This is a genomic window from Rahnella sp. CJA17(1/100) (genome assembly GCF_963881615.1).
Classification (GTDB): Bacteria; Pseudomonadota; Gammaproteobacteria; order Enterobacterales; family Enterobacteriaceae; genus Rahnella; species Rahnella aceris.
Genome location: NZ_CAWOJA010000011.1, coordinates 1 through 12,093 on the forward strand (window position 1 = coordinate 1; position 12,093 = coordinate 12,093).

Consider the following 12,093-nt stretch of genomic DNA (forward strand, 5'->3'; position numbering starts at 1 on the left):
AACCGCCGGCGCGGCCGGTGCTCAGCGGCACGATACCGGCGCGGGTGGAAAGCCCGACCCGAGGCGACACCTACGCGTGGCTGGATAATCAGGGGCGCTACCGCGTGCGCATTGACGGCGACCGTGCCCCGGCGGATGCCGGTTACGCCTACCTGTGGGTGCGCCTCGCCAAACCCTACGGCGGCGACGGCTACGGCTGGCATATGCCGCTGACCGACGGCACAGAAGTGGCCATCGCCTTTGACGGCGGCGACCCCGACCGGCCGTATATCGCCGCCGCGCTGCACGACTCCGAACATCCCGACCACGTGACCGAAAGGAACCACACCCGTAACGTCCTGCGCACCCCGTCAAATAACAAGCTGCGGATGGAGGACCGGCGCGGTGAGGAGCACATCAAGCTCGCCACCGAATACGGCAAAACCCAGCTGAATAGCGGGCATATCGTCGATGCGCAAAACGCGCCGCGCGGCGAAGGTTTCGAGCTGCGCACCGATGAACACGGCGTCCTGCGCGGTGGTAAGGGCGTCTTTCTCAGCGCGGACGCCCAGCCGCAGGGTCAGGGTCAGGTGCTGGATAACAGCGCGGCGATGGCTGAAATCGACTACCTGCAGCGTCAGGTGAAAGCCCTCAGCCAGGCCGCCGCCGAAGCCAGCGCGCTGGAGGCCGACATCGCGGCGCAAATCGCGATGTTCAGCGAACGGCTGAAGCCGATAAATCAGGTGGTGCTGGCCAGCGCCCCGGAAGGCATGGCGCTGACCAGCGGAGAACATATGCAGCTGGCAGCTGCCAAAAACATGATTCTGAACGCCGGTAACAATGCGGATATCGGGGTGATTAAGAACCTGACCGTCAACACCGGTGAGGAAATGGGCATTTTTGCCCTGAAGGGCGAAATGAGCCTGAAGGCCGGCGAAGGCAGGGTCGACGTTCAGGCGCAGAACAACCAGCTGGCGCTTGCGGCGGGCAAAAAAGTGAGCCTCACGGCGGTGGACGGCGACATCCTGTTCAGCGCGAAAAAGCGCATCACGCTGATAGGCGGCGGCAGTTATCTCATCCTGCAGGACGGCAAAATTGAGTACGGCACGGCCGGTGAGTATTTCAGGAAAACGCCGCACACGGTGCTGACGGTGGCGGATACCATGGCGGCAGAACTGGCCGCCATGACCGGTGGCGGTATTTGCCTCAGTTGCCTGATGAAAGCGGCAATGTCGGGCAATGCATTTGTTATAAGGGGAGAATCATGAACACTGCCGCATATTCCGTCGTGATGAATCAATTAATATCTCATCCTGAATGTGGAAGTTTCGCTTTGGTAGATGGCCTGCAATATGAACGTCACTTTGGTGAAGAAATAAAAACTGAGAAAGGGATCGTTGCACCTCTGTTTGATAGTGGTCCTGACTCTCGCATTCAGTTTGCAGGCCCCTGGCTGTTCTCATTGAATACAACCATTGAGTATCGTGAAAAACTGCAACAGCTGGAGTGCATATATCCATCAGTTTCATGGTTCCTTTCCTGCTGGACTTTGGAGAATGTTGTAAATCATTTTAAACCTTTTTTAAATTTACAGCTTCCGGACGGGCGTGGAGCATTATTTCGATTTTATGACCCTCGAATCCTTAAAGATATCGAGCTTCTTTTGGCTGAAAAAGAATATGAGGAACTTATTGCTGGTATTGAATGCTGGTTTTTGACACTGAATGGCGAAACTTACGATATAAAATCCAAGGGTAAGTATTTTTGGGACTAATGAAGTTTTCTTCAGGGAGAAAAACATTATGGTAGTAAAAATATCTCCAGAGCAACTTTCAAACCTCAGGGCGTTAGAAAGAGATAATTATATAAGCAGTCTGCACCAAATAATTATTAAGCACTCTCCTTCCCTTGCCGATGATGGGGGAATAAAATTTCATCTTATTGATGCCGAGCAATTTGTAAATGAGAACGGCTTCACTGATAAAAAGATAAAGACAGAATTTTTAATAATGAATGCTTATGAACCTGGTTTTTACAAAACAAATACGATGCAGAACTGGATTTTAAATGGTACGGAAAGTCCTGAACGTGAATATGTAAAATACCAGCAAATCAGGAGCAACTTTTTAAAAAGAAATTCTGGAGTTGAAAATGAGTAATGTTGGAGCAACTATGCCAGTCCCAGCTGGCCGTACAGGGACTATACCCGGGACCAGAGGACGTCTGGGTGGCGTGGTTGGTATCCTTTCAGATCTTGAAGCCCATAGACAAGAATATTTGGCCTATATGGCTGAAATGGAGAATGTTAAGGAAGAAACAGCTAGTTTGACCAAGGAGTTAAGTGAGGAAGGATGTGACCAGTGCGTCTATACTCAGGGTGAAGTGACACTCCAGAATATTAAAGGCTGGTCCGATATCAGCATTGCATATCAGTTCTACATCTGTAAGCTCCCAATCCATTTTCAGGTAATGAAAATAATGGAGTGGACATATGGGGTTGCATTCGATGGTTTTGTACCTAAAGAATGCCTGCTGATTGAAACGAAAGCTAATTATGATCAATTTTTCGCAAGGGATGGTCTTTTGAAAATTTTTATGGCCATCAGATACGGGGATGATGGTTTATTTTTGGAGCAAGCTACAAGGCAAGATGCTAGTGCAAAAGCAGGAATACCCCCTGGAAGATTAGAATGGTATTTTATGCAACCAATAAGTTACAAATATGCAAGGACTCAATTTTTAGAACAAGGCCTGAACATTAAAACACTTCATAAGCCCATGCCGATTGAATATATATCAACCATATACCCTAATAATTAAGGTGAAATTATGCTATATCTTATTCAAAGTATTTTTTATAGAGAAAGTGAAGTTTCTGCAGCAGAGATTCTTAATGAACTGAGAGCTTTCATCAATTTGCTTCCGGCATGGCAAGAGAAACCAAAGGAATGGATTATTGCTCACCCTAAAGAAAAAATAATAGCCATTGATAAAATGGGAGTCTCAAACTCTGCTGTAGAGTATGTAAGTGCGATCATGGCCAAGAGAAAAAATATTAGTATAGCTTTAGCTAGCAAGGATGGCGATGATAGCCCACTAATTATTTGGCTCAAAAATACGCCCGCAGTGTCAGAAAATAGATTTTCATTAACTCTCGCCATTCGCTCGCCAAATAAAAATAATGACAAAAGTACTTTTATTAAAATATTAGAAAAAATGCATTACTTTAGCGCCTGGAAATACAAGTATATATTAATTGAAACTGAGCAATATAAAATGGAACAACGTTCAGTTTTTGAAGATCGCCTGCCAGTCGGGTGGATGTTATACTTACCTATAATTATCGATCCAAAAGAAATCCCATCAGCTTTACAAGTTATCAATACACTCGAAAATCCAAGCACAATAATAATAACAAACAATACCTTCGATGGAAAAAATGCTAATGATATTTTATCGGCAAATAATATTGAAATAGAATTGGCTGCTCATGGTTACTTACCAAAATGGACCGAGTTGTGACCCATACTTACGAAATATGTAAATAGCGTAACCCATCTTCACTTTCTCACTAAAAACAAGAAAGCTTCGCTCGCTGATATATACATTTAAAGGCGGCCAATGAACCACGTCCGCAACGTCCTGCGCTCCCGTCAAATAACAAGCTGTGGATGGACGACCGGCGCGGTGAGGTTGAGGTAAAAATATCTACAGAATAAATGTCAAATGAATGCCTGCTGATTGAAACGAAAGCTAATTATGATCAATTTTTTGATCAATATGGAGAAATGAAAACTTTCATAGCAATTACCAAAGGGGAAGGTGGATTGTTTTTAGATCAAGCAACTAAACAAAATGAGTGTGCACTCTCTGGCATGCCGCCTGGGAAATTTAGAGTGGTATTTTATGCAGCAAATAAGCTATTCATTTTCTAAATCTAGGTTCATAAGACTCGGGCTGAAAATTAAAGTAATACACAAGCCTATGTTTACTGAAAACATCGAACTATTATTTAATAAATGATCAGTAGAGGTGAATATGTTTTATAAATTAGAAACCATATTTTATAGAAAAGAAAAAGAAATTAATGCCAACTTGTTATTTGAAGAGATCACCTCATTTATTAAAATAATTCCAGACTGGACCGATAAACCATCGCGATGGTTAATTGCACACCCAAAGGAAGAATTAATTGCGATTGAGAACAACACTTTTACTGAAAAGGCAAGAGCATACATTAATGAGATATCGAATGAAAAGCCCTCATTAAATATTACGTTAGCCGATGAAAAAAAGGATGCTAGTATTTTAACGATTTCGCTCATGAATACTCCAGCCATATCCCCTTTAAGATTTTATTTGTCGCTAACAATAAAAAAATTAGACTCGATGAATAATAAAGATGTATTTATTGAATACATTAGCAAAATAATAAAAATGGAGGCGTGGGAGTTTAAATATATCATGTTAGACACTGAACAATATGGCATGCGCCAACAAGCGGTATTTGAAGATAGAATACCGGTGGGGTGGATGCTATTTTTGCCAATGAAAATCGCTAGTGATGACATCCCATCTGCACAAAAAGTTATAATCACATCAGATAAAAATGGAACAATTGTTTTAACCAAGGATAATTTTAACGGTAAAGAACCTGGTGACATTTTAGCAGCAAACAACATTGAAATAGAATTGGCTGCTCATGGCTACTTACCGAAATGGACCGAGTTATGACCCCTACTTGCGAAATATGTCAATCGTGAAACCCATCTTCACTTTCTCACTATAAAAAGAAGCGTCGTGCGCTGGCATATACATTTAAAGGCGGCCAAGGAATAGAGTCGCATTCGATGGTTTTTTACCTAAATAATACCTGTTGATTGAAACGAAGGCTTTTAATGATCAATTTTTTGATTTGAATGAAGAGCTTAAATTTTTCATGAGCATAACCAAAGGAACTGACGGACTTTTCATGAAGCAAGCGCGTTCTCAAAACTCTTGTGCATTGAAGGGAATGCCACCCGGTCGTTTACATTGGTATTTCATGCAACCCATTAGTGCCAGATATGCGCGTTCAGAATTTGCAGAAGAAGGGTTAGATATTTCAGTAATTGAGAAGCCAATGCCCACCGAGTATGTCCGAACAATAATCACAAACAAACAATAGGTGTAAATATGTTTTATAAAATACAAGGTTTAATTTACAGAAAAAACAAAGTAACATCGGGAAATATATTCAATGAATTGATTAAATTCATTAATACACTACCAAACTGGAGTGAAAAACCGAAGCTATGGTTTATAGCGACTCCCAAAGGGAGTGTCAAAGGTATCGAAAATGGTCAAACATCCCAAGATGCACTTAGCTATGTCGATGAAATGATAAAATCAAATAATAGTATTAGTGTCATACTTGCTGATGAAAATGAAGATGATAGTCTACTAACGCTATGGTTTAAAAACACCCCAGCAATATCTGAAGACAGATATACATTCTCACTTACAATTAAATCACTTTCAAAACTAAATGATTTTAATGTTTTCCTTGATATATTTAATAAATTAACATCTTTAGACGAATGGAAATTCAAATATATTTTTCTAGATACAGAACAATATAGAAGAAAAGAATTATCTGTTTTCGAAGATAGATTGGCAGTTGGTTGGATTCTGTTTTTACCACAATTGATTTCATCAGAACATGCCCGATCGGCATTTAAAGTCATTCAGCGAAAAGAAATAAATGGAACAATAATTATCTCAAGCGAGATTTTCGATGGTAAAAACCCTCTCCACATCTCCCATGCTAATAATGTAGAGATAGAGCTTGCTGCTGATGGATTTTTGCCTTTACTAAAGGGATTGTAATTATTGTCTTTACTAGTATATCAACAACCTCCAACTCAATAATCGACATTAATAAAATAAAGAACCAGAGTTATCCCTGTCATGGATAATGGGCGGCAAAGAGGAACTATTATCGTTTCAACTGAGGAACTCTTCGATGGTGAAAATGAAGAACATATTGCAAAATCTAATGATATTGAGATCAAACTGTTAGACCTTGGATTTTTGCCGCTAATGACAGAACTCTAGCTGTGATTACATAGGGTCTCCTGAGAGACTCAAACATGTCGTGATTAATAGAGAAGGGAGAGGTCTCTGATGGTAGGTATTCTGGTAGGAGGCATGCCGGTGACCAACGGTACGCCGGCCCCTACCGCGAGGCCGGTGAGGTCGTGGACGCCGCCGCTGGCGCCGGGTCAGGTGCTGGAGCCGCAGAACCACCCGTTCAGCGAACTGCCGGACGGTATCCTGATTACCCGCATCGTCGCCAAAGGCTCGCGCACCGACCACTTCCGCCTCAATATCTGGGGCATGGCCTACCGCGAAACGATTGGCTTTCGCCCCGAACCGCCGGCGTGTCCGGAGCTCAGCGGCACGATACCGGCGCGGGTGGAAAACCCGACCAAAGGCGACCCTGACCGGCCGTATATCGCCGCCGCGCTGCACGACTCCCAACATCCCGACCACGTGACCGAAAGTAACCACACCCGCAACGTTCTGCGCACCCCGTCCAATAACAAGCTGCGGATGGAGGACCGGCGCGGTGAGGAGCACATCAAGCTCGCCACCGAATACGGCAAAACCCAGCTGTATAGCTATGAGTTTAATGTAGGGTTGGCAAAAAAATCTGCCCCAACCCACAACAATGTTATTTGCAATATTTTTTAAATCTCCTCTGGCTTATGTATTTGTTGCTACTTAATTTATTTTGTTTATCAGGTTAGGAATTCTAAACCTGTTTAAATTTTCATTTTCCATTCCCGCCGCATTAAATGCCATAACGAAAAGGAATGTCTCATGGCCACATTACACACCCTGTTAGCGCTATGCCCACAGGAAAACCCAGATATATTGATGCAAAAGGCCAAAGTGCAAACAGCGCTGTGGGAAAAATGGCTAAACCCGGTTAGCAGCGATAACGCAACTGGTGAAGATCCCGGTTATGACGATGACTTTCAACGTATGCGTGAAGAGGTTAATAAGCTTTCAGGCGCGGATACTGAACTGGTGTGCCAACTGGCGGAGAAATTACTGACCACTGTATGCAAAGACGTAAGGGTAGCCACTTATTATCTCTGGGCACGATTGCATCGCGACGGCGAATCGGGTCTGGCCGAAGGGCTGGAACTGTTGAGCGGACTGGTCTCTCGCTATGGAGACCAGTTGTTGCCATCACGAAAAAATAGCCGGCGGGCTGCCATGGAGTGGCTGGCAGGCAGTAAAGTCCTCGACAGCCTTTCGCTATATCCCGAAGTCGATAAGCCAAAGTTTGAACGCATTTTGGCTGCACTCACCCTGTTTGAAGACGTTATTACATCATGGGAAGACGCAAACCGACCACAGTTAGGCGGTCTTTATGATGCCCTTGAATCCCGACTGGCTCAGTCTGGTGGCTTCGATGCCGTTGTTCCGCAAAATAGCGGCGGTCAGGCAACGTCTGATTCGCGCTCCATCTCGCCGGACATGCCGACATTAAAGGTAATACAGTCTGGTCGTGAGTTACTCGATCAGGCTAAGGCGTTAGCTCAGTACCTGCGAGACCAGCCACAAGGCTGGCTATCAGGACACCGCTTGATGACTACAATACGCTGGGACACCGTCGACCAACTACCTCCGTTGGACGCTAAAGGTTGTACTCGCCTGGTACCACCCCGTACTGACTACCGTGCCCAACTCAAACGCCTGTATCTGCAACAAAGCTGGAGCGAATTACTGGAAAATGCAGATAGGATGTTTACTGAAGGCGTGAACCATTTCTGGCTGGATATTCAATGGTACTTGCACCAGGCACTCAGCAAGTCGGGGGCGCCTTATGATAGTTGGGCAGAATTTATCGAACAGGATCTGCGGTTATTGCTGCTTCGTTTACCGGGACTGGAAACGCTGGCCTACAGTGACGGTACACCCTTTGCAGACGAAGTGACCGCAGGCTGGATCGCTCGTGATATTCAGGACAATGACGGGCGATGGCAATCTGAACCCAATGCAGTCTCTGCAAGTGGCGATGAAGATGTTCTTCAGCTTGAAACCGAAGCACTGGCGCAGGCAGACGGTGAAGGTATTGAAGCTGCACTCAATTGGTTGCAGATTCGCCCGGGGATCACTACACCCCGCCAGCGTTGGCTAATACGGCTGCTCATGGCTCGTGTTGCTGAACAATATGGAAAAAATGAAATGGCACTCCACTTACTTGGAGAACTGGACAGCACAGGAAATCGCCTGACGCTGAAACAATGGGAGCCTGCCCTGCTGTTTGAAGTAAAAGCACGACGACTCAAACTGCTGAGAATGCAATTCCAGCGCGGCGATACTGATAAAGCAAAACTCATCCTCGAAATGGACACGCTACTCGCCGGATTGGTTTCAATTGATCCTGCGCGCGCGGCAGTGCTTTGTGCTTAAGAAAGGACTTTAACCGCGAATGAACTCAAAATCCCCCTCTCTTTATGAAATCCTCACTGGCAACTTTGCCGGCGGCCTCGACCTGCACAACGTCAGCGAAGAGAATCAGGTGATCCTCTCTGTGCTTGATAACATGCAGCGCATCCTCAATTGCCGAGCCGGAACGCTTACCCATCTGCCGGATTACGGTCTGCCGGACATGAGCAAAATCCTGCAAGGGATGCCCGGTACGGCGCATTCCCTGCTGGATGTCTTGTCAGAGACCTTGCTGAAATACGAGCCACGCATCAAAAAACTGCACGTTATTTTATTGCCCCAGTCCAGCCCCGGACATCTCGAATACGCCATTGACGCCGAACTGAAAGAGCTTGGCTTAGTGCGATTCGGTACCGAGTTTATGCCGGAAGGCCGCGTGCTGATGCGTCATATGAAACAACAGAATTACGTGTGACAAATTTAAAATATTTTAATTCCTGTTTTTTAAAATTTAATGTCAACAGGGAGGAGTAACCCACAATCATGAAATAGCCTCTAAATAAAACAGATCATATGCATGGAAAAGCTAACCAGGCGCAATGTCTGGTCATTTTAATTAATAAAGGGTTTTTATATATGTTTAAAGGTATTTTTTTACTGACCACCGCCTCATTATTTTCTTTAAGCGCGCAAGCGGGGCTATTTGGAGGCGAAGACTTCAAATGTGGCAGAGATGATGCTGTCAAAGCTGTTCAGGATTACATCAAAAGTGAAGCAGGAGCGAAACTGCAGAACGATTATATTATCAACTCCGGAGCATTCTATAAAAAAGACATCCAGGAATTTCAGAGTAAAATAGATTCAATACCCATGACGATTTCTAATGTCTCAACAACATCAACAACCGACGGAACGCTGAACTGTAGTGCAACAATAGCGGCACAACTTCCACCAGAAACCCTTGAAGTGTTAAAAAACAACCCGGAGTATCTGTCCAGTATCATTTCAGATAATGGGAAAATGAATAACGGTAAAGTTGTATGGAGTAATTATCCCTACAGCCTCAGTCTGGCTGATAACAAAAAGGATATATCTGTAAGCAGAGTTAATTACATTCAGAACTCTATATATAAAATGTCCACACTCGCAGTGAATAAAGATCATATCATCACTTCTAATTTCACTGTAAAATTATCCAACTCAAAAAATAACTATGCAAGAAGCGACCGAAACCTGAATGATATCTGGAAAAGCCTCCCGGACTCGATTAAAACTTCCATGAAGAAATCACAACAAGCGTGGGTGAATGAAAAAGCGCTTAAATGCGGAAAATTATCGGATGCGGATATGGAAATTACGCCAATTCAAAACAGGATTAATATTTATGATTGTCAGACAAAAATGACAAATGAACGCATCGCATTTTTAGGTGGCGATAATTATTAATTTACAATGCTAGTCAATGTGCACCCAAAAAATCGGGTGCACAAACTTTACCGCCAAATAAAGCTTTCTCAGGTAAGACAAGATGATAACCCAAGACAAAAACCGCCAGTTGCGCACCGGGGATGACCCGCGTGCGCTGGCTGATTATGCGGTTTTACGCGAAGAACTGAGCAAATTAACCCATCCGGCGCGTCCGGATGTGGACTGGAAAAAGGTGGAACAACTGTGTCTGAACCTGTTCCAGCAAAACGGTATCGAGCTGCAAACGGCCTCCTGGTACACACAGGCCAGAGCGCGGCTAGCGGGCATGCAGGGATTAAATGAAGGGCTGGCGATCCTCGAGGCATTAATTTCACGGCAGTGGCCGGGACTGTGGCCGCAGCCGGTGCACGCGCGGATGGAAATTCTTTCGGGTCTGAGTCAGCGTCTTCAGCAAATATTGCGCGGTATGTCACTGGAATATCATGATTTATCGCAGATTTATCAGGCAGAAAAACTGATCGCTTCGCTTTGCAATGTGTTGCAACGCCTTGAACTGAAACACGTCAGCCAGCTGGAAGCACTGAGCAGTTTCATGCATGGTACTGCCGTCAGGCTGGAGAATATGCACGCGACCAGCGATGCAGCAATCGTTTTACCGGCGGCAGCGGCACAAAAAGCGGAAAAAGAGTGGACCGCGCAACCCGGTGAACAATGGGTGTATGTTGCGCAGAGCGGACCTGCCGAACCGCACGTGATTGCACCGCCTTCGCCAGTGAAACGTCCGGTGCAGTGGAAAGGGTTTATCGCAGGTATCGTGGTGACGGCATTGGCCAGTACCGGTTTTAAAGCCGGGATAGATGCTTTTTATCATCCGCAAACGGCAGAGCAACTGATGGCGACGCTGCCGGTATTACCAAAATCGCTGAACGCACAGGCGATGGAAACACTTAAGAACCAGCAGGCTGAGATGCTCCACCGCGAGGCACCGGCATTTCTGGCCGCCACCCAACAGCAAACACGCCAGCTGGCAGCATTGTCACCGCGCTGGGCACAGGACACCGGAGCACAACTGGTAAAACAGGCGCAAATCCTCTGGCCGGATAACCCCGCATCTCAACAACTGGCAAAAAACTGGACACAGCAGCTTAACGCCAGTGCGATACCGCAGGAAAACCTCGATGGCTGGCAACAGGCGAATACGCAGTTACAGCAACTGGCGGACAAACTCAACGGGCTGGATGAACAACGCGGTAAATACATGACCGTGTCGCAGCTAAAATCCTCGGTGTTTGCCATCCAGCAGGCGCTGAACAGTTCGCCGCCAGTCGAAGAATCGCTGCGCAAGCTGGCGCAGGATAAACAACAGCAAAAAGGCATATCCCCGCAGCGGATTATGCAACTGGATAACCAGTTCACGCAGTTGCTGAACAGGTATGTGTTGCTCCTCCAGAATTTACCGGCGACAACCGAAAAAAATGGTCAGGCAGATCACTGACTGATGTTTGTGGCGGCGGACGTCAGCCACCTTGAATTACAGAGGAAGTATGTCAGCAAAAGAACGGTTTCTAAAAAAATTACAAGACAGCCAGCCTCGCACTGGCTCTTTTGAAAATAAAGGTCAGGCGGATATCGCCGAGTTCCGGCAGCGGATCAGCCTGCTGCAGGAAAACATGGAAGAATGGCTGGAAGGCACCGGTATACGGATCGAAGGCACCACTATCTCACTGGTTGAATGTCTGATGGGCGGGAAATCATTCAGCGTTCCGGGTATACGGCTGTTTTATGAAGACAGGCAGGTGAAATTCACGCCGGTCTATTTATATGGCCAGGGCGTCACAGGCTGTGTGGAAACCAGTCTTTGCGTTCAGGGTCGCGTCACTGTCCTGTGCCGGTTGTTTATGCGTGCTGGCGAAAACAGGGACTGGACATGGCGCCCTGCAAATCCCTTCACCGGGCCAGAGCGGGCGTTTAGTGAAGATGCCTTTTTTGCGCTGATAGAAGGCTTATTACCCTGACGCCTTCGGGCGTCTTTTTTCCTCTGTCACCCGGGCAGACCTCCGTTAAAATGTAAAAAAATGCTACAAAAATTACCTTCCGGCTGCATTTTTCACCAAAACCGATGACATAAATTTACATTGCATTAAAAATAAGAATGCGCTGCCGCTCCTGCAAATTTAACTTTCTTGTTACCAATTTTGCACACAACAAGCCATTACCGAATGCAGGGAAATTACATTTGAA

14 protein-coding genes and 1 pseudogene are annotated in these 12,093 nt (G+C 45.6%); all 15 read left to right on the forward strand.

All coding sequences use genetic code 11. The annotated features are described in order from the left end of the window. The coding region (locus AACU55_RS06210) for a DUF2345 domain-containing protein (protein ID WP_134705225.1) at positions 1 to 1,247 on the forward strand (1,247 nt) is incomplete at its 5' end. Then, positions 1,244 to 1,753: a DUF4123 domain-containing protein gene (locus AACU55_RS06215; protein WP_240785608.1), complete on the forward strand. Its 510-nt coding sequence runs from the start codon at positions 1,244 to 1,246 to the stop codon at positions 1,751 to 1,753. The genes AACU55_RS06210 and AACU55_RS06215, both read left to right, overlap by 4 nt. A gap of 28 nt (positions 1,754 to 1,781) precedes the next feature. After that, complete coding sequence (locus AACU55_RS06220) at positions 1,782 to 2,138, forward strand: hypothetical protein (RefSeq protein WP_134705226.1); 357 nt, start codon at positions 1,782 to 1,784, stop codon at positions 2,136 to 2,138. Beyond that, on the forward strand, positions 2,131 to 2,799 hold the full coding sequence (locus AACU55_RS06225) for a restriction endonuclease fold toxin 5 domain-containing protein (protein ID WP_134705227.1): 669 nt from the start codon (positions 2,131 to 2,133) through the stop codon (positions 2,797 to 2,799). The genes AACU55_RS06220 and AACU55_RS06225 overlap by 8 nt, the downstream gene beginning before the upstream one ends. Before the next feature lie 9 nt (positions 2,800 to 2,808). Beyond that, on the forward strand, positions 2,809 to 3,501 hold the full coding sequence (locus AACU55_RS06230) for an Imm52 family immunity protein (protein WP_134705228.1): 693 nt from the start codon (positions 2,809 to 2,811) through the stop codon (positions 3,499 to 3,501). A gap of 197 nt (positions 3,502 to 3,698) precedes the next feature. Beyond that, entirely contained in the window at positions 3,699 to 3,914 is a 216-nt protein-coding gene (locus AACU55_RS06235) for a Tox-REase-5 domain-containing protein (RefSeq protein WP_134705229.1), read from the forward strand. A 103-nt stretch (positions 3,915 to 4,017) separates the two neighbouring features. Continuing rightward, positions 4,018 to 4,713, forward strand: coding sequence for an Imm52 family immunity protein (locus AACU55_RS06240; protein WP_134705230.1), 696 nt, complete (start codon positions 4,018 to 4,020; stop codon positions 4,711 to 4,713). 142 nt (positions 4,714 to 4,855) lie between these two features. After that, positions 4,856 to 5,146 (forward strand): Tox-REase-5 domain-containing protein, encoded by a 291-nt coding sequence (locus tag AACU55_RS06245; RefSeq protein ID WP_167686122.1) that lies wholly within the window; start codon positions 4,856 to 4,858, stop codon positions 5,144 to 5,146. An 8-nt stretch (positions 5,147 to 5,154) separates the two neighbouring features. Beyond that, complete coding sequence (locus AACU55_RS06250) at positions 5,155 to 5,847, forward strand: Imm52 family immunity protein (RefSeq protein ID WP_134705232.1); 693 nt, start codon at positions 5,155 to 5,157, stop codon at positions 5,845 to 5,847. A gap of 384 nt (positions 5,848 to 6,231) precedes the next feature. Then, positions 6,232 to 6,642: pseudogene (locus AACU55_RS06255) on the forward strand (type VI secretion system Vgr family protein); the annotation flags it as partial. 201 nt (positions 6,643 to 6,843) lie between these two features. Next, a complete protein-coding gene (gene tssA / locus AACU55_RS06260) occupies positions 6,844 to 8,448 on the forward strand; it encodes a type VI secretion system protein TssA (protein ID WP_134705235.1) in 1,605 nt (534 codons plus the stop codon). Positions 8,449 to 8,467: 19 nt separating this feature from the next. Next, entirely contained in the window at positions 8,468 to 8,899 is a 432-nt protein-coding gene (tssE, locus tag AACU55_RS06265) for a type VI secretion system baseplate subunit TssE (protein ID WP_134705236.1), read from the forward strand. 161 nt (positions 8,900 to 9,060) lie between these two features. After that, positions 9,061 to 9,870: a lysozyme inhibitor LprI family protein gene (locus AACU55_RS06270; protein WP_013577852.1), complete on the forward strand. Its 810-nt coding sequence runs from the start codon at positions 9,061 to 9,063 to the stop codon at positions 9,868 to 9,870. 82 nt (positions 9,871 to 9,952) lie between these two features. Further along, positions 9,953 to 11,347, forward strand: a complete 1,395-nt coding sequence (locus AACU55_RS06275) for a VasL domain-containing protein (protein ID WP_134705237.1) — start codon at positions 9,953 to 9,955, stop codon at positions 11,345 to 11,347. A 49-nt stretch (positions 11,348 to 11,396) separates the two neighbouring features. Further along, positions 11,397 to 11,867, forward strand: coding sequence for a hypothetical protein (locus AACU55_RS06280; RefSeq protein ID WP_134705238.1), 471 nt, complete (start codon positions 11,397 to 11,399; stop codon positions 11,865 to 11,867). The last annotated feature ends 226 nt before the right edge of the window (positions 11,868 to 12,093 follow it).